Origin of the sequence: Providencia alcalifaciens (genome assembly GCF_915403165.1) — a bacterium.
Lineage (GTDB): Bacteria > Pseudomonadota > Gammaproteobacteria > Enterobacterales > Enterobacteriaceae > Providencia > Providencia alcalifaciens_C.
The window spans coordinates 1,999,609-2,017,566 of the sequence record NZ_OU659204.1; the positions used below are offsets into that span (position 1 = coordinate 1,999,609).

The window sequence follows — 17,958 nt, forward strand, 5'->3', positions numbered from 1 at the left end:
CCTTATCTTAGATAAAGATAATTACGATTTCATGCTGCCAACCATATCTTCTGGACGAACCCATTCATCAAATTGAGCTTCAGTTAAGTAGTTCAATTTCAGAGCAGATTCTTTCAGAGTCAGGCCTTCTTTGTGCGCTTTTTTCGCAATTTCAGCTGATTTGTCGTAGCCGATATGGGTATTTAGCGCAGTTACCAGCATCAGAGATTCGTGCAGTAATTTCTCAATACGCTCACGGTTTGGTTCGATACCTTCCGCACAGTGTTCGTTGAAGCTACGCATACCATCAGCTAATAAGCGGATAGATTGTAAGAAATTATCGATAACCATTGGACGGAATACGTTCAATTCAAAGTTACCCGAAGCACCACCAATGTTCACCGCCACATCGTTACCCATCACTTGAGCGCACAGCATGGTTAACGCTTCACACTGAGTTGGGTTAACTTTACCGGGCATGATTGAGCTGCCTGGTTCGTTTTCAGGAATCGAGATTTCGCCGATACCACAACGAGGACCTGATGCTAACCACCTAACATCGTTAGCAATCTTCATTAAAGAAGCTGCTAAGCCTTTTAATGCACCGTGTGCGTGAACTAATGCGTCACACGTTGCTAATGCTTCAAATTTATTCGGTGAAGTCACAAACGGTTGACCCGTTAACTCTGCAATTTTCTTCGCAACACGAACCGCATATTCAGGGTGAGTATTTAACCCTGTACCGACAGCAGTACCACCTAATGCAAGCTCGCAAACATGCGGTACTGCATTTTCAATATGTTTTTCATTGTGGGCTAACATCGCGGCCCAGCCTGAAATTTCCTGGCCCAATGTTAATGGCGTTGCATCTTGTAAATGCGTACGACCGATCTTAACAATGTCTTTGAATTCTTTTGCTTTCGCATCGAGGGTTTTATGCAGAACTTTCAGTTCTGGCAGCAAATGTTCACGCATCGCGACAACGGCCGCTACGTGCATTGCTGTTGGGAAGACGTCATTAGAGCTTTGGCTCTTGTTAACATCGTCATTTGGGTGGATCAGACGGTCGTTACCGCGCTGTCCGCCGAGGATTTCGCTACCACGGTTAGCAAGTACCTCATTCATGTTCATGTTACTTTGAGTACCAGAACCAGTTTGCCAGATAGCGAGAGGGAATTCTGTTGGATGCTTGCCAGCAAGGACTTCGTCTGCCGCAGCGATAATCGCATCACCGCGATCTTTTGGCAGTAAACCTAAATCCATGTTCACGCTTGCAGCTGCTTTTTTAGTGACGGCTAATGCGTGGATCAGAGCAACAGGCATTTTCTCTACAGAGATACGGAAATGTTCTAAAGAACGCTGCGTTTGCGCGCCCCACAAGTGGTCAGCAGGTACTTCAATTGGTCCCATTGAGTCTTTTTCAATGCGAGTGGCTGCCATTACTAGCTCCTTAGGTACATATTCAGAATAATTAATTTTAGAATCATCTGCTTGCAGGTAAGCAAATAACCGAGCAGTATAATGCCACAAATTGAATTTCAATTATGAGACTTGGTCGAGCTTATTGTGCTGTAGTAAAAAGGAAATTAGTTGATTTTTGCAAAAAGAGAGTTTTGATATGCTAAAAATGATAAACCAAATCCAACACTATGATTGGGGAAGTAAAACTGCCCTCAATGAACTGTATGGTTATCCTAATCCAGATAATTTACCTATGGCTGAACTTTGGATGGGCGCTCACCCCAAAGCCAGTTCTGAGGTCATATCCCCCTTAACACATCAGAAAATCTCGTTAAACGCATTCATTAAAGAAAATCCAGAGAAAATACTGAGTAAACATATTGCCGAGCGCTTTGGCCGCCTGCCTTATTTATTTAAAGTGTTGTGTGCAGCTCAGCCTCTATCTGTTCAGGTTCATCCAAATAAACATGACGCAGAAATAGGATTTGCTAAAGAAAATGCGCAAGGGATCCCTGTAGATTCTCCTATACGTAATTATAAAGATGATAATCATAAACCAGAGCTGATTTATGCATTAACCCCTTTTAAAGCAATGAATGCATTTCGTCCTATAGATGAAATTGTCGAATTATTTAGCTTTATTGCAGCAGCTCATCCTGAAATTCAACTTTTCGTTCAAACACCAAGCGAAGAACGACTTAAAAAATTATTTGCACAGATTCTTAATCTGACAGGCGATCAAAAAGATCTAGCTATAGGGGTATTAAAAGCCGCATTAAATAGCAAACAAGGTGAGCCTTGGAATTCAATTAAACAAATGGTGAACTTATATCCAGATGATAATGGTTTATTTACACCTTTAATGCTAAATATCGTTGAATTACAACCAGGTGATGCCATGTTTTTAGCCGCTAGAACGCCTCATGCCTATTTAGAAGGTGTTGGGTTAGAAGTGATGGCTAATTCAGATAACGTCTTACGAGCGGGATTGACTAGTAAACATATCGATGTTCAAGAACTGGTTGATAATATTGATTTTAAATCAATTAAAGCTGAGGATTTGTTCAATATCCCCGAAAAATCTGGAAATGTCTGGAAATATAAGATCCCAGTAGAAGATTTTTCATTTAATATATATTCTATTGACTGCTCGGGGTTATCTCTAACTAACCATGTTGCTTCAATTTTGTTTTGTATTGAAGGTAAGTTAGTATTGCGATCAGGTAATCAAGAAATAAACATGAATTCTGGTGAATCTGTTTTCTTACCTGCTTATGAGGATAACATTTCTATTAAAGGAAATGGTCAATTAGCCCGAGTATTTAATTTTTAGGTCGTATTCTGTATTTAGCCGTTGGTACACACAGCCAAACGGGTAATAAAAACTTATATTATTTTTACATAAGTACGTTTTGTACGTACTGAAAGGATGGATGTTGATAATGAAAAAGTCATTAGTTGCGGTAGGTGTTATCGTTGCTCTGGGCGCAGTATGGACTGGCGCATCATGGTACACAGGTTCAAAAGTTGAAGCTGAACTGAATAAAGTGATTACGAATTCCAATGCGTTTGTCACCGCTAACAATCCAAGTGCTGATGTTGTCTTTAAATTAGAGAACTACAAACGTGGCGTTTTCTCTTCTCAAGCTGACATTGTCATTACTTCAACCACTTCTGCTGACGAAAACATCGTCTTTAAAGCGGATATCTCACACGGTCCACTGCCATTATCTCAAGTGGCTAAATTCAACCTGATGCCAAAATTGGGCGCAGTGAATGTTGAATTAGCGAATACTAAAGTGACTAAAGAGCTGTTTGAAGCAACTAAAGGCAAGCCATTCATGCATGGTTCTGCGGTTATCGGCTACAGCAAAAACGTGGATTCTAGCATTGAGCTGATCCCACTTGAGTACACAAAAGATGACGGTAAGTTCTCTTTCAGTGGCGCTAAATTTGATATCGCAACAGGTTCTGATTTAAGCACTGTTGATGCAACTTTAGTGACTGATAGCTTAGTCATTAGCAGCACCAAGGAAGAAGGCTCTATCACCATGAAAGGCCTGAAGCTGGTTTCTAATGTAACGAAATCTCAGCACGGCTTCTATACTGGTACTCAATCTTTCGTGATCGCAGATACCGATGTTAGCATCCCTGAAACTAAGTTCTCGTTCAAAAACCTAGACGTATCAAGTGATACTTCTATCAACGGTGATGATGTTAAAGGTAACATTTCTTACAAAATCAACGATGTAAAAGCGTTAGAGCAAAACTTAGGTTCTGGTGAACTGACTGTTGCTATCGAAAAATTAGATGCAAAAGCATTAGGCAAGTTTGTTGAGCAATACAACCAAGCACTGGCTGATGGCTTAGCAACAGGCAACCCAGGTGAAGTTAGCGAAAAAATCGCAATGCAGATGATGACCACCACTCTGCCTGAGCTGATGAAAAGCAAACCTGTATTCACTATGAGTCCGTTCTACTGGAAAAACGATGCGGGTCAAAGTTCTATCGACCTGAGCATCACATTCAACAAGTGGAATCAAGACGAAATCACTGCGTTAGCAATGCAAAACAAAGTGGATGAAGCGTTCAAACAACTGATCACTTCTTTTGACTTCAGCATGAAACTGAACAAGCCAATGATCATTGAGTCAATGACTCAAGCGATGATCTTAGATGGCGGCGTAGCAGTATCAGCAGAAGACAAGAAAGCGGTTCAAGAACAAGTATCTGAAGAGTTCGCAGGCGTTCAACAAATGCTGACTGCAGATATGTTCTCTAACCCGTTCGAAGAAATGTTCATGACTGATGAACAACGTGCAGAAAAAGCGAAAGAGAAAAAACATCCTTGGATGATCGACAGCGAAAACGATTTAACCATGACTGTTAAATTCTCTGGTAACGACCTGACCTTTAACGACGACAAATATACCTTAGCTGAATTCTTAACTAAGATGAAAATGATGCCGGGCGCAGAAGATGAGATGGGTTACGAAGAAGAAGCTCAACCTGCTGATGGTGCAGAAGTTGCAGAACCTGCAATTGAAGCAGAACAACCAGCAGAAGCGCCAGCTGCACAGTAATTGATTCTTATGGTAATTTATCCTTAAGATAAATCAAGTAAACGCCAGTCACACAGACTGGCGTTTTTCTTTTTATCCCCCTCTTTTTCATTGATTTTTACTCAATTACAGACAAAATGGAGGCAATATATCTATAAGGATCATTTATTGTGATAAACAAACAACTCCCACTCACGGATTTACATCGCCACCTTGATGGTAATATTCGCCCTGAAACCATCCTTTCCCTTGCACAACAACATCATATTCAGCTCCCCGCAAATGAAATTGAAGCATTACGCCCCCACGTTCAAATTATGGGACAAGAAGCCGATTTAGTGGGCTTTCTGACTAAACTGGATTGGGGTGTTGCTGTCCTTGCGGATTTAGATGCTTGTAAGCGCGTCGCATTTGAAAACGTGGAAGATGCGTTCAACGCAGGCATCGATTATGCAGAGTTGCGTTTCTCCCCCTACTATATGGCCATGAAGCACCAGCTTCCTGTTGAAGGTGTTGTTGGTGCAGTTATTGATGGTATTGCCGCTGGCTGCCGTCAATATGATATCCAAGTCAATTTGATTGGTATTTTAAGCCGTACATTTGGACAGCAAGCTTGCGCCATAGAATTAAACGGTCTTCTCGCTCATCGAGATAAACTATGCGCCCTTGATTTAGCGGGTGATGAGTTAGGATTCCCTGGCGCTCTATTTGAAGAACATTTTACCAAAGCTCGTAATGCTGGGCTCAATATCACTGTTCATGCTGGTGAAGCCGCTGGCGCAGCCAGTATTTGGCATGCGATCAAGCATTTAGGCGCTCAGCGTATTGGTCATGGTGTAAAAGCCATTGAGGATCCTGAACTGATTGAGTTTTTAGCAAAGAATAATATTGGTATTGAAAGCTGTTTAACTTCAAACATTCAAACCAGCACGGTCCCTTCACTGGCTCATCATCCATTGAAAACGTTTTTATCACACGGTGTATTAGCATCGATTAATACCGATGACCCTGCTGTTCAAGGTATCGAGCTACCCTACGAATATAATGTTGCTGCACCGCAAGCTGGCCTAACACCGGCTGAAATTGAGCAAGCCCAACGTAATGGTTTAACCATGGCATTCCTCTCAGAGAGCGAAAAAGCCGCATTAACACGTAAAGCGGTTAATCGATAACTCCCGTTATAAACCTACCTTTGGGCAGAGTACCTTTCTGCCCTATTTAACCCTTCTATATTTCAAATTATCTCTGTTGCTAATTTATTTATAGTATTAGACCCATTAGTATGTTGTAACTAAACTGACGTATCAATAAAGGCAGCCATCGCTGCCTCATCGTGTTAATTAATGTTTTTCTAATCGTTTGGCATATTTCTGGGCTATCACTGCACACACCATTAATTGAATTTGATGGAAAATCATTAATGGCAGTAAAATAATTCCCACTGTTGCCGCAGGGAATAAAACGTTCGCCATCGGCACGCCGTTTGCTAAACTCTTTTTCGAACCACAGAACAGGATGGTAATTTCATCTTCTTTGCTGAATCCAAGAAGGCGTGCTGACATCACGTTAATCACCATTACCACCACTAACACAACGCAAGAAACTAATGTAATGATAAACAATGAATAAGCATCGATAGTTTGCCAGATGCCCTCCACAACCGCTTCACTGAACGCCACGTAAACCACCAGAAGAATCGATGAGCGGTCAGTGGTATTAACCAATCGTTTATGGCGATTAATCCAGTTAGCAATTAACGGACGACACAAATGCCCAACAATAAACGGTACCATTAATTGCAGCATAATTGAGCCAATCGCGTTTAAAGTGTCCATGGCTTGGCTACCATCGGTATCCATGAGCACCCCTACCAAAACAGGTGAAAGGAAAACCCCTAAAATACTGGATGCCGAAGCGCTGCAAATCGCAGCGGCAACGTTGCCTCCTGCAACCGAGGTAAATGCAATCGCTGACTGCACGGTTGCCGGCAATGCACATAAATAGAGAAAACCCATATACACCGTCGGTGACATCCAATGAGGCACCATGAAACGTAACGCAATACCAATAATGGGAAAGAGAATAAACGTACTGGCAAATACCAGTAAATGAAGCCGCCAGTGCCCCATCCCTGCGACAATAGATTCTCTGGATAACTTAGCGCCATGCATAAAAAACAGTAGCGCGATTGCCGCTGTAGTTAGGTGCTGAAAAACGGTTTTGACTTCCCCTTCACACGGAAAAATACTGGCGATGACAACCACGCCAATCATGATCAACAAAAAAGAGTCTATTTTAAGTTTTGCTAATAAATTCATTCGATTTTCCACAAATAAAAAGCCAGTGTGAACTGGCAATATGTTGCTGACAAAGAGGGATAAAAGCGTGGTTTTTCCCTCTTTGTGTTATCAGGCGAAAATCAATGAATTGATTTTCCTCGTTGATTATTGCAACTAAAAATAGCCATTCTCAAACCAATTAGGTTTGAAAATCGTCTAAAGCCAAGTTTCACACTGGCTTTATCTTCAACGTTGAACCTTAGAAAATATTTTCGATGGTACGTTTTTCTTTCGCTGATTCGATACCGGCTTCAATCAGTTTCATAATATCGATGGCTTCACTTGGCGTCACTGGATTTGGCTTACCGAGGCGGATAGCGCCATAAATGGCTTCATAGTAGCCACCATAGTTGCCTTTTTCATTGTTCCACGGCTTCGTCACCATTTCATCACCTTGTGACAGGGTCACAACACCATGATTAGGATCTTCCCCCCAATGCTCTCCTTGCGGAATCGCGCCACTTTTTAACGCATCTTCTTGAGTATCCAAACCATATTTCACGTAACTGCCTTTCATTCCATGAATGGTATAGATTGGCATTGGCGCAGCGGCAAGCGTCGTTGAGTGTAGAACCACTTTTTTATCTGCGTAATCCAGCATTGCATGGAAATAATCCACCGCTTCCGCACCCGGACGAATAATACCAAGATCCACCGTAATCGCTTTTGGCTTGCCAAAATATTGCAGGACTTGGTCAATAACATGCGGGCCTAAATCGTACCAAATCCCTGCTCCTGGAATATTGGCTTCACGCCAGCGTTGTCTAACCACGGGACGAAAACGGTCAAAATGAGACTCATAATATTTAATCTCACCTAAACAGCCATCTTGCAGGATTTTTTTTACGGTACGATAGCCAGAATCCCAGCGGCGATTATGATAAACCGATAGCAATTTACCTGCATTTTCAGCGCGGTGTTGCAAATCTTCGGCTTCTTTAACATCGAGCGTAAAAGGTTTATCGACCACCACATGCTTACCTGCTGCTAGCGCTTTACAGGCTAATGGGTAGTGAGTGTCATTCGGGGTTGGGATCACCACCAGTTCAATTTCAGCATCCGCGAAAAGCTCTTCAGGTGTCCCCACCACCTTAACATTAGGATGGTCGGCATGGACTTTGCTCGCATCGCTACTGGAGATTGTGGTTAGTTCAAACTCCTCTAACATGGCTAAAAATGGGGCATGGAAAGTTTTGCTGGCATAACCGTACCCGACAATCCCAACTTTAATTGGCTTGGACATGTTGACCTCACATTAGTGACATATTTTGCTATTTTAAAAAAGTACCATCAGAATGAATCAATTAGCAAATAAATCTATGATAGGATTATTATTTATCTGTATTATTTTATGATAAGGGATCCCTTATTTATGACTTCTGTTTATAACGCGGACCGTATTACTGGCTGGCTATTAGTCCCCGCTAGCTATTTACTGCTGACATTATTTGCTGCTTGCAGCATGACCGTGATGTACTGCATTAAGTTTTATGAAATTGTGACCACCGTTGAAAGCTGGAGTAGTTTCATTACTCCTCAGTGGTATTTATCATTCGCTATTAGCCTCGCTATGTCACTTTTTAGCGTGCATATGGCGCAATTGATGTTTAAACGTTCTCGCCATTTCCCCCGTCGTTTTACTATCTGGTTATTAGCATTAATGTTAATCGGGCTAAAAACCTTCGCCTTTTCCCCGATTGATGACCAGACAGCCTTACAAATCCTTGCGTGGCCACTCTTAGGGGCTGCTTTTTTCGTCCCATATATGAAAGTTTCTAAACGTGTGAAAATGACTTTCACACAAGATCGATAAGCATCACAAAAATAGCTTTGATATCATAGCCTCCGTTAAACTGACTGCGGTCAGTTTTTGGGCTTTTTTCTCTCTTCAGGCTATGACATGACCGACTATCTTCTACTTTTTATTGGGACAGTGTTAGTCAACAACTTTGTCCTCGTTAAATTCTTGGGATTATGCCCATTTATGGGTGTATCAAAAAAACTAGAAACTGCCATTGGGATGGGGTTTGCGACGACGTTCGTTATGACTCTCGCCTCTATTTGTTCGTGGCTAATCGATACGTTGATCTTAATCCCACTGGATCTAGTCTATCTGCGCACACTGAGCTTTATCCTTGTGATTGCTGTCGTTGTGCAATTTACCGAAATGGTTGTGAGAAAAACTAGCCCAACGTTATACCGCTTATTGGGGATCTTTTTACCACTGATCACCACTAACTGCGCGGTTCTTGGGGTGGCTTTATTAAATATCAACCAATCCCATAATTTCTTGCAATCTGCGGTTTATGGCTTTAGTGCCGCCGTCGGATTCTCTTTTGTGATGGTGCTTTTCGCTGCGATCCGCGAGCGTTTGGCTGTCGCAAATGTCCCAGCGCCTTTTAAAGGTTCGTCAATTGGCCTGATCACGGCAGGGTTAATGTCCCTTGCATTTATGGGCTTTAGTGGTTTGGTGAAATTCTAATGATGTCTTTGTGGATTGCGATTGGCATATTAGCCGTTTTCGGGCTGATATTTGGGCTGATCTTAGGCTATGCCTCATTACGTTTTAAAGTTGAAGAAGACCCAATTGTTGAAAAACTGGATGCGATTTTACCGCAAAGCCAGTGTGGTCAATGCAGTTACCCAGGATGTCGTCCCTACGCAGAAGCCGTCGCCAATAACGGTGAGATGATTAATAAATGCGCTCCTGGCGGCGAGCAAGTGATGCTCAAAATAGCTGAATTGATGAACGTGGACCCTCAGCCTATTGATGGCGATGAAGAGGCACAAAACCCCGTTCGTAAAGTGGCGGTCATCGATGAAGAAAACTGTATTGGTTGCACCAAATGTATTCAAGCTTGCCCAGTGGATGCCATTGTCGGTGCCACTCGCGCTATGCATACCGTGATTGAAGATTTGTGTACAGGCTGTGATCTGTGTGTAGCCCCTTGCCCTACGGATTGTATTGAAATGGTACCGGTTAAAACCACAACCGCTAACTGGAAATGGGATTTAAACACCATCCCCGTTAAAAACATCACAGAAGCACCTCTTTCTTCAGTTAAAGAGGGTTCCCATGTTTAATTTATTTAAGTGGTTGAAAAAAGATAATATCTGGGACTTCGATGGCGGCATTCACCCGCCAGAGATGAAACTACAATCCAGCCAAACGCCTATGCGAGTCGCCTCAGTCCCTAACGAGTTAATTATTCCGCTGCAACAGCATTTAGGACCAGAAGGCGAATTGATTGTTAAGGTTGGTGACACAGTCCTTAAAGGGCAGCCGCTCACCAAAGGTACTGGCCGCACAGTACCCGTACACGCCTCAACGTCAGGAACCATTGTTGCTATTGAGCCTATGGTTACTGCCCACCCATCAGGGTTAAAAGAGCTGTGCGTCAAAATTAAATCTGATGGTTTAGATACTTGGGCACCTTTACAGCCCGAGCCTAACTTCCAGCAACTTTCACGCGCCGATTTGCTCAATAAGATTGAGCAATCAGGGATCGCAGGTTTAGGGGGCGCAGGTTTCCCAACGGCCTCTAAACTGGCGGGCGGTAAAGACGCCATTAAAACGTTGATTATCAATGCTGCTGAATGCGAGCCATACATCACCGCAGATGACCGCTTAATGCAAGAGCACGCTCAAGAAGTCATCGAAGGTTGCCGCGTTTTACAACATTTACTCAATCCTGACCAAGTGTTGATTGGTATTGAAGATAATAAACCCGAAGCGATCAATGCATTAAAGCGGGCTCTTACACCAATGGATCCACAGATTTTTGTGCGCGTGATCCCAACCAAATACCCATCGGGTGGCGCGAAACAGCTCACAAAAATCTTAACTGGAAAAGAAGTTCCTTCTGGCGCACGTTCTTCCCAAATTGGCGTGTTAATGCAGAACGTCGGTACCGTCGTTGCCATTAAACGTGCGGTGATTGATGGTCAACCACTGATTGAACGTGTCGTGACAGTGACGGGTGAAGCTATTAAGCAGCCTGGTAATTTCTGGGCTCGTTTAGGCACTCCAGTTAAGCACCTGCTTCAACAATCCGGTTTTGAGCCTGAAACTGAGCAAATGGTGATTATGGGAGGCCCATTAATGGGCTTTACGCTACCGGATCTGAATGTGCCGGTGGTGAAAATCTGTAACTGTTTATTGGTCCCTACCCAAGAAGAAATGGGTGAAAAACCCGTCGAAGAAGCCTGCATTCGTTGCGGTTTATGTGTTGATGCCTGCCCTGCGGGATTACTGCCCCAGCAATTATATTGGTTCAGCAAAGGCAACGAACACGAAAAAGCGCACAAACATAACCTCTTCGACTGCATTGAGTGTGGCGCTTGCGCTTATGTTTGCCCAAGTAATATTCCGCTAGTGCAATATTATCGCCAAGAAAAAGCCGAAATTCGTGAAATAGACCAAGAAGAACGTCGTTCTGCAGAAGCAAAACTGCGCTTTGAAGCCAAACAGCAGCGCATGGAACGCGAAAAACTTGCCCGTGAAGAACGCCATAAAAAAGCGGCTGTTCAAGTGGATACCGCAGATAAAGATGCGGTTAATGCGGCGCTGGCTCGTGTTAAAGCGAAGAAAGCATCAACCGCTGAGCCAATAAAAATCATTTCGGGTGAATTGCCGGATAATAGTGCCGTTATTGCAGCAAGAGAAGCGCGTAAAGCCCAAGCTCGTGCGAAGCAAGCGCAAAAAGTCGCAGAGCAAACCCAATCTGACAACTCAGTGATTGCAGCAGATGGTGCTGAGGGTGATGACCCACGCAAAGCTGCCGTCGCTGCTGCGATTGCTCGTGCAAAAGCGAAAAAAGCTGCTGCACAGCCAACTTCAGAGCCTGTTGTTGAAGCGCCAGTTGAAGCCTCTGAGGAAGTCGATCCACGCAAAGCTGCTGTTGCTGCTGCGATTGCTCGTGCGAAAGCCAAGAAAGCTGCTACACAGCAGACTTCAGAGCCTGTTGTTGAAGCGCCAGTTGAAGCCGCTGAGGAAGTCGACCCGCGTAAAGCCGCCGTTGCTGCTGCGATTGCTCGTGCGAAAGCCAAGAAAGCTGCTGCACAGCAAACTTCAGAGCCTGTTGTTGAAGCCCCTGTTGAAGCCGCAGAGGAAGTCGATCCGCGCAAAGCCGCCGTTGCTGCTGCGATTGCTCGTGCGAAAGCCAAGAAAGCTGCTGCACAGCAAGCGACAGAACAACAATCTGCTGAGCCTATTGTTGAAGCCCCAGTTCAAGCCACTGAAGAAGTCGATCCGCGTAAAGCCGCTGTTGCTGCGGCCATTGCTCGTGCGAAAGCCAAGAAAGCTGCTGCACAGCAAACTTCAGAGCCTGTTGTTGAAGCCCCAGCTCAAGCTGCCGAAGAAGCCGATCCGCGCAAAGCCGCCGTTGCTGCCGCTATTGCTCGAGTTAAGGCAAAGAAAGCCGCGGAACAACAATCAAACGAACAAACCACCACAGAGTAAGTGATAAACAGATGAAATTTAGACCGCTTGATAGCAAAGCACGCCGTTTAAAAATTGCTAGCGCCCCATTTACTCATGATAACCAAAGCACCAGTCAGGTCATGTTTTGGGTTCTGCTTGCCGCTATCCCCGGCATTGCAGTGCAAACCTATTTTTTTGGCGTTGGAACCTTATACCAAATCGCCATTGCGATGGTTACGGCCGCAGTAACGGAAGCCGTCTCCATCCGCTTACGCCATCAGCCTGTGCTGCCTGTTTTGAAAGATAATTCCGCAATTGTGACGGCATTATTACTCGGCGTAAGTTTACCACCACTATCACCTTGGTGGCTGATTGTGTTGGGCACTGTATTTGCCATTATTATTGCTAAGCAATGCTACGGAGGCTTGGGACAGAATCCATTTAACCCTGCCATGGTCGGTTATGTGGTGTTGCTGATTTCATTCCCTGTACAAATGACCAACTGGTTGCCACCTCAAGAATTGCAACAGCTGCATATTTCAGGTTTTGATAGCTTGATGGTGATTTTTAGCGGGCATACCTCAACGGGAATAACGCTGGATCAATTACGTACCGGCATTGATGGTATGAGCCAAGCGACACCGTTGGATAGCTTTAAAACGGGCTTATTAACTCACTCCATTTCCGATGTGCTACAGCAACCCGTTTTACAAGGCTCTTTAGCCGGTATCGGCTGGCAGTGGGTGAACCTTGCCTATTTGGCAGGCGGACTAATTATGCTAAGCCGTCGCATTATTAGCTGGCATATTCCCGTGGCATTTATTGGTACTTTAGCCCTACTCGCGGTGGTTAGCTGGTTAATTGACGATAGCCGCTATTCTCCGCCATTAATCCAATTATTGTCAGGTGCGACTATGTTGGGTGCATTCTTTATTGCTACCGACCCAGTCACCGCATCGACCACACCAAAAGGACGGATTATTTTTGGTGTATTAATTGGCTTTTTAGTGTGGGTGATCCGCGTTTATGGTGGATATCCTGATGCCGTCGCCTTCGCTGTCTTACTTGCCAATATCACTGTACCATTAATCGACCACTATACGCAGCCTCGCGCGTATGGGCATAAGTAAGGAGCCAGCATGTTCAATACAATGCGCCGTCATGGCACAATCTTGGCTCTGTTCGCGGCGGGAACGACAGCCCTAAGCGCTGCTGTATATACGCTGACGAAAGATACCATTGCGGAACAAGCCGCCATTGTGCAGAAGAAATTGCTCGACCAAGTGGTGCCTGAATCTTTATATGATAATGAACTCGCCAAAGAGTGCTATCTGGTCACCAATGAAGCTATACTGGGAAATAAACTCCCTCGACATCTGTATATTGCCCGCAAGGATGGTCAGCCTGTTGCTGCGGCTTTAGAAAGCACCGCTCCTGATGGTTATTCCGGCGCGATCAACTTGTTAGTCGGTGCAGATTTTAAAGGCAATGTTTTGGGTGTTCGAGTCACAGAACACCATGAAACACCGGGACTTGGGGACAAAATTGAAACCCGTATTTCCGATTGGATCACCCATTTTACGGGCAAAAAAATCGAATCTGCGCAGGACCCTCATTGGGCAGTGAAAAAAGATGGTGGTGATTTTGACCAATTTACGGGGGCAACCATTACCCCTCGTGCTGTTGTCAATGCCACAAAACGTACCGCCTCATTTATTCAAACGGTACCTGAAGAATTAGCGAACTACCCAATTTGTGGGGATGAATAATGAGTAGCGAAACCAAAGAATTATTTGCTCAAGGGTTATGGAAGAATAACTCAGCATTAGTACAATTACTGGGTTTATGCCCATTATTAGCGGTATCATCTACAGCGACTAACGCATTAGGTCTGGGGCTAGCAACAACCCTCGTTCTTGTCTGCACTAACGTAGCGGTATCCGCTTTTCGTCGCTGGGTTCCCGCTGAAATTCGTATTCCTATTTACGTGATGATTATTGCCTCTGTTGTGAGCGCTGTACAAATGCTGATCAACGCCTATGCATTTGGTTTGTATGAATCGCTGGGGATCTTTATTCCACTGATTGTCACAAACTGTATCGTGATTGGCCGCGCTGAAGCTTATGCTTCTCGCAATCCCGTTCCTTTATCTGCCGTCGATGGTTTGGCAATGGGATTGGGAGCAACAGCCGCACTGTTTGTACTGGGTGCTATGCGTGAAATTCTCGGCAACGGCACCTTGTTCGATGGCGCTGACCTTCTGTTAGGTTCATGGGCAAAATCGTTACGTGTGGAAGTCTTACACCTTGACTCACCTTTTTTACTCGCTATGCTGCCCCCGGGCGCATTTATTGGCTTAGCCTTGATGCTAGCAGGTAAATACCTTATTGATGAAAAGATGAAAAAGCGCGCGGCGCTAAAATCAGGTCAACAACCTGCTCGTGAATACCAAAAAGAACAAGGTTGTGGCACTCATATTTCTTAAATTTGAAGCTTTGTGAGCAATGAATAAAACTAAACGAATCGAAATTCTCACTCGCCTGCGCGATAACAATCCTCATCCTACAACGGAGCTAGAATTTAGCTCCCCTTTTGAGTTACTGATTTCGGTGCTGCTGTCTGCACAAGCCACCGATGTCAGCGTCAACAAAGCGACGGCAAAACTTTATCCCGTCGCCAATACACCGGAGCAGATGGTCGCCCTAGGCGTTGATGGCATCAAAGAGTATATTAAAACCATTGGATTATTTAATACCAAAGCTGAAAGCGTCTATAAAACCTGTCAGATTCTGATTGAAAAGCATCATAGCCAAGTCCCTGAAAACCGCGAGGCATTAGAAGCCTTGCCGGGTGTTGGGCGTAAAACGGCAAACGTTGTGCTCAATACCGCCTTTGGCTGGCCAACCATTGCCGTCGATACCCATATTTTTCGCGTGTGTAATCGCACCAAGTTTGCTCCTGGCAAAGATGTTGTGGAAGTCGAGGAAAAGTTATTGAAAGTGGTTCCTGCTGAATTTAAAGTCGATTGCCACCACTGGTTCATTCTCCATGGTCGTTATACATGCATCGCCCGAAAACCGCGCTGTGGATCTTGCATCATTGAAGATCTTTGCGAGTTTAAAGATAAAATTTACCCTGAAAATTAATCAACTTAGCCCAAGATGCGAATTTCCACACAGTTATAAAGTCATTCGCATTTTTTTCTTGCTCTAAGACTTTGTCTTACGCAACAATAGAGCCAAACTCAACATCAAATAAACGGTAAGTATGTTTCAAGACAACCCATTATTAGCGCAACTCAAACAAACGTTGCATGCCAAAACACCTCGTGTCGAAGGTCTGGTGAAAAGCACTGAAAAAGGCTTTGGCTTTTTAGAAGTCGATGGACAAAAAAGCTATTTCATTCCACCTCCGCAAATGAAAAAAGTGATGCACGGGGATAGAATTTCTGCCGCCGTTCATACGGATAAAGACCGTGAGTTTGCCGAGCCTGAAGAGCTTATCGAGCCATTCCTTAACCGTTTTGTTGGTAAAATTCAGAAGAAAGATAACGACAATCGCCTGTTTGTTATTCCAGATCACCCACTGCTAAAAGATGCCATTTCTTGTCGACCAATCAATGGTATCACTCATGAATTTAAGCAAGGTGACTGGGTTGTCGCAGAAATGCGTCGCCACCCATTAAAAGGCGACAAAGGTTTCTACGCCGAAATTACAGAATATATTACCTTCGGTGATGACCATTTCGCGCCGTGGTGGGTAACGTTACGCCGTCACCAATTAGATCGCGCTGAACCTGTAATGGTTGAGAGTGAGCGTGATGATGAAGGTTTAGAACGTCTTGATTTAACTGACCTTCACTTTGTCACCATCGACAGTGCAAGTACTGAAGATATGGATGATGCGCTGTATATCGAGAAAACGGCTGAAGGCAATCTGAAGCTGTATATCGCGATTGCCGATCCAACCAGTTATATCAAAGAAGGCAGCGAATTGGATAAACTGGCATTAGCCCGTTCATTCACCAATTACCTGCCAGGCTTTAACATTCCAATGTTGCCTCGCCAACTGTCTGATGATTTATGTTCTTTGCGTCCAAATGCCCGCCGCCCTGCACTGGTTTGCATTACGCAGATCCTGCAAGATGGCTTGATTGATAGCAATATTGAGTTTTTCAGTGCGTGGGTTGAATCTAAAACTAAATTAGTTTACGACGAAGTTTCTGATTGGCTAGAAGAATCGGGCTCTTGGAAACCACAATCTGACGCTGACACTCAGCAAATTCTGCTATTAAAAGAGATGGCGGACAAGCGCTTACAGTGGCGTCATGATAATGCCTTAGTCTTCAAAGATAGACCGGATTACCGTTTTGTTTTAGACGAAAATGGCAACGTGGTGGATATCGTCTCAGAAAGCCGTCGTACTGCAAATCGTATTGTTGAAGAAGCGATGATCACCGCCAACTTATGTGCAGCTAACGTACTGAAAAACAAATTAGGTTTCGGTGTGTTTAACGTCCATATGGGCTTTGAACCTCTGCAAATCGAGCAAGTGGTTCAGACCTTGAAAGATAATGGCATCGAAGCTAAAGGTGAAGAACTATTAACCCTTGAAGGTTTCCGTCAATTACGCCGCCTCTTGGATTCACAGCCGACTCAATTCTTAGACAGCCGTATTCGTCGCTTCCAAACCTTTGCGGAAGTGAAAGCGGATCCAGGCCCTCACTTTGGTCTGGGCTTTGACGCGTATGCAACATGGACATCGCCAATTCGTAAATACACCGATATCGTCAACCACCGGTTGCTGAAATCGATTATTGCAGGTGCTCCAACACCAGAAAAACCAAGTGAAGCGTTATCCCTTAAGCTGGCAGAACGTCGCCGTGCTAACCGTATGGCTGAGCGTGATGTGGGTGATTGGTTATATTCCCGCTATCTGAAACCATTTGAAGGCACCGATACCAAGTTCCCTGCAGAAATTATCGATATTACTCGCGGCGGTGTGCGTGTGCGTTTAGTGGATAACGGTGCCGTTGCCTTTATTCCTGCACCATTCCTGCACAGTGTTCGTGATGAAATTCAATGCAGCCAAGAGACTGGTAGCGTGCTGATCAAAGGCGAAAAAGCCTATCAACTAAACGATATTATTGATGTCAACATCGCTGAAGTGCGTATGGAAACCCGTAATATCGTGGCTCGCCCAGCTGCGTAGTCATTCGCTATTTCGTACCAAAAAAGCCATTACTTAAGAGTAATGGCTTTTTTTATATGGTCAAAATACATTCAATATGAATGAGTTAGCATTTAATGTTAAACATCTAACATTTCTTGACATTTTTTTCTGATTATTCCGATCCGCCTATTCTTTTTTCATGATATTTTATTTTGGCTATATGCTGATACGTAATTATCATTATAAAAAATAAGTTGGAGTAAACATCATGAAACGCATCCTCTCTTTTGTCATTATCGCAACGGTGGCGCTGGGTCTCAGTGCTTGTTCAAATATGTCAAAACAGAATAAAAACACAGCGATTGGAGCGACTGTCGGTGCTGTTGGAGGCGCAATATTAACGGATGGAAGCGCTCTGGGCACAGTAGGCGGCGCGGCTATCGGCGGGATTATTGGACATCAAGTGAAGAAGTAAATTTTACACACACATTATAATGACAAATGGGGGAGCAATTTCCCCCAT

Annotated in this window: 16 protein-coding genes; 13 read left to right on the plus strand and 3 right to left on the minus strand. The window is 44.1% G+C overall.

The window, feature by feature from the left end; all coding sequences use genetic code 11:
• Positions 1-21 precede the first annotated feature (21 nt).
• Complete coding sequence (gene fumC / locus LDO73_RS09220) at positions 22-1,419, minus strand: class II fumarate hydratase (protein WP_224057631.1); 1,398 nt, start codon at positions 1,417-1,419, stop codon at positions 22-24.
• 178 nt (positions 1,420-1,597) lie between these two features.
• On the opposite strand from fumC, the gene manA reads away from it, so the two are divergent.
• The 3 genes from manA (at position 1,598) to add (ending at position 5,674) form a co-directional block, all read left to right on the plus strand.
• The gene (gene manA / locus LDO73_RS09225; protein WP_224061164.1) at positions 1,598-2,773 is read left to right on the plus strand and encodes a mannose-6-phosphate isomerase; all 1,176 of its coding nucleotides are present in this window, start codon (positions 1,598-1,600) and stop codon (positions 2,771-2,773) included.
• Between the two features lie 109 nt (positions 2,774-2,882).
• Positions 2,883-4,523: a YdgA family protein gene (locus tag LDO73_RS09230; RefSeq protein WP_224057632.1), complete on the plus strand. Its 1,641-nt coding sequence runs from the start codon at positions 2,883-2,885 to the stop codon at positions 4,521-4,523.
• A 149-nt stretch (positions 4,524-4,672) separates the two neighbouring features.
• Positions 4,673-5,674, plus strand: a complete 1,002-nt coding sequence (add, locus tag LDO73_RS09235) for an adenosine deaminase (protein WP_224057633.1) — start codon at positions 4,673-4,675, stop codon at positions 5,672-5,674.
• A 168-nt stretch (positions 5,675-5,842) separates the two neighbouring features.
• On the opposite strand, the gene LDO73_RS09240 is transcribed toward add, so the two are convergent.
• Together LDO73_RS09240 and LDO73_RS09245 are read right to left on the minus strand one after the other, a co-directional pair.
• Positions 5,843-6,820, minus strand: a complete 978-nt coding sequence (locus LDO73_RS09240; RefSeq protein WP_132495985.1) for a bile acid:sodium symporter family protein — start codon at positions 6,818-6,820, stop codon at positions 5,843-5,845.
• A gap of 220 nt (positions 6,821-7,040) precedes the next feature.
• Complete coding sequence (locus tag LDO73_RS09245; protein WP_224057634.1) at positions 7,041-8,084, minus strand: oxidoreductase; 1,044 nt, start codon at positions 8,082-8,084, stop codon at positions 7,041-7,043.
• Positions 8,085-8,213: 129 nt separating this feature from the next.
• Here LDO73_RS09245 and LDO73_RS09250 point away from each other — a divergent pair, with 129 nt between their 5' ends.
• The 10 genes from LDO73_RS09250 to osmB all read left to right on the plus strand — a co-directional run bounded on the left by LDO73_RS09250 (position 8,214) and on the right by osmB (position 17,910).
• Positions 8,214-8,654: a DUF2569 domain-containing protein gene (locus LDO73_RS09250; protein WP_224057635.1), complete on the plus strand. Its 441-nt coding sequence runs from the start codon at positions 8,214-8,216 to the stop codon at positions 8,652-8,654.
• Positions 8,655-8,741: 87 nt separating this feature from the next.
• Positions 8,742-9,323: an electron transport complex subunit RsxA gene (gene rsxA, locus LDO73_RS09255; protein WP_154603759.1), complete on the plus strand. Its 582-nt coding sequence runs from the start codon at positions 8,742-8,744 to the stop codon at positions 9,321-9,323.
• Positions 9,323-9,925 carry an electron transport complex subunit RsxB gene (gene rsxB, locus LDO73_RS09260; protein ID WP_224057636.1) on the plus strand — a complete coding sequence of 201 codons (603 nt, stop codon included), beginning with the start codon at positions 9,323-9,325 and terminating at the stop codon, positions 9,923-9,925. The genes rsxA and rsxB overlap by 1 nt, the downstream gene beginning before the upstream one ends.
• A complete protein-coding gene (rsxC, locus tag LDO73_RS09265; RefSeq protein WP_224057637.1) occupies positions 9,918-12,302 on the plus strand; it encodes an electron transport complex subunit RsxC in 2,385 nt (794 codons plus the stop codon). Before rsxB ends, rsxC begins: the two co-directional genes overlap by 8 nt.
• A gap of 11 nt (positions 12,303-12,313) precedes the next feature.
• Positions 12,314-13,393: an electron transport complex subunit RsxD gene (gene rsxD, locus LDO73_RS09270; protein ID WP_224057638.1), complete on the plus strand. Its 1,080-nt coding sequence runs from the start codon at positions 12,314-12,316 to the stop codon at positions 13,391-13,393.
• A 9-nt stretch (positions 13,394-13,402) separates the two neighbouring features.
• Positions 13,403-14,032 carry an electron transport complex subunit RsxG gene (rsxG, locus tag LDO73_RS09275; RefSeq protein WP_224057639.1) on the plus strand — a complete coding sequence of 210 codons (630 nt, stop codon included), beginning with the start codon at positions 13,403-13,405 and terminating at the stop codon, positions 14,030-14,032.
• The gene (locus LDO73_RS09280; protein WP_224057640.1) at positions 14,032-14,748 is read left to right on the plus strand and encodes an electron transport complex subunit E; all 717 of its coding nucleotides are present in this window, start codon (positions 14,032-14,034) and stop codon (positions 14,746-14,748) included. The genes rsxG and LDO73_RS09280 overlap by 1 nt, the downstream gene beginning before the upstream one ends.
• A gap of 19 nt (positions 14,749-14,767) precedes the next feature.
• The gene (gene nth / locus LDO73_RS09285; protein WP_036956562.1) at positions 14,768-15,409 is read left to right on the plus strand and encodes an endonuclease III; all 642 of its coding nucleotides are present in this window, start codon (positions 14,768-14,770) and stop codon (positions 15,407-15,409) included.
• A gap of 121 nt (positions 15,410-15,530) precedes the next feature.
• Positions 15,531-17,474 (plus strand): exoribonuclease II, encoded by a 1,944-nt coding sequence (locus LDO73_RS09290; RefSeq protein WP_224057641.1) that lies wholly within the window; start codon positions 15,531-15,533, stop codon positions 17,472-17,474.
• Positions 17,475-17,703: 229 nt separating this feature from the next.
• The gene (gene osmB, locus LDO73_RS09295; protein WP_006659769.1) at positions 17,704-17,910 is read left to right on the plus strand and encodes an osmotically-inducible lipoprotein OsmB; all 207 of its coding nucleotides are present in this window, start codon (positions 17,704-17,706) and stop codon (positions 17,908-17,910) included.
• Positions 17,911-17,958: the final 48 nt, after the last annotated feature.

Coding starts and splice junctions, on each gene's coding strand:
- LDO73_RS09240 (WP_132495985.1), bottom strand. CDS start 6,820: ATGAATTTATTAGCAAAACTTAAAATAGACTCTTTTTTGTTGATCATG.
- LDO73_RS09290 (WP_224057641.1), top strand. CDS start 15,531: ATGTTTCAAGACAACCCATTATTAGCGCAACTCAAACAAACGTTGCAT.
- manA (WP_224061164.1), top strand. CDS start 1,598: ATGCTAAAAATGATAAACCAAATCCAACACTATGATTGGGGAAGTAAA.
- LDO73_RS09230 (WP_224057632.1), top strand. CDS start 2,883: ATGAAAAAGTCATTAGTTGCGGTAGGTGTTATCGTTGCTCTGGGCGCA.
- nth (WP_036956562.1), top strand. CDS start 14,768: ATGAATAAAACTAAACGAATCGAAATTCTCACTCGCCTGCGCGATAAC.
- rsxB (WP_224057636.1), top strand. CDS start 9,323: ATGATGTCTTTGTGGATTGCGATTGGCATATTAGCCGTTTTCGGGCTG.
- fumC (WP_224057631.1), bottom strand. CDS start 1,419: ATGGCAGCCACTCGCATTGAAAAAGACTCAATGGGACCAATTGAAGTA.
- LDO73_RS09245 (WP_224057634.1), bottom strand. CDS start 8,084: ATGTCCAAGCCAATTAAAGTTGGGATTGTCGGGTACGGTTATGCCAGC.
- osmB (WP_006659769.1), top strand. CDS start 17,704: ATGAAACGCATCCTCTCTTTTGTCATTATCGCAACGGTGGCGCTGGGT.
- rsxA (WP_154603759.1), top strand. CDS start 8,742: ATGACCGACTATCTTCTACTTTTTATTGGGACAGTGTTAGTCAACAAC.
- LDO73_RS09280 (WP_224057640.1), top strand. CDS start 14,032: ATGAGTAGCGAAACCAAAGAATTATTTGCTCAAGGGTTATGGAAGAAT.
- rsxD (WP_224057638.1), top strand. CDS start 12,314: ATGAAATTTAGACCGCTTGATAGCAAAGCACGCCGTTTAAAAATTGCT.
- LDO73_RS09250 (WP_224057635.1), top strand. CDS start 8,214: ATGACTTCTGTTTATAACGCGGACCGTATTACTGGCTGGCTATTAGTC.
- rsxG (WP_224057639.1), top strand. CDS start 13,403: ATGTTCAATACAATGCGCCGTCATGGCACAATCTTGGCTCTGTTCGCG.
- rsxC (WP_224057637.1), top strand. CDS start 9,918: ATGTTTAATTTATTTAAGTGGTTGAAAAAAGATAATATCTGGGACTTC.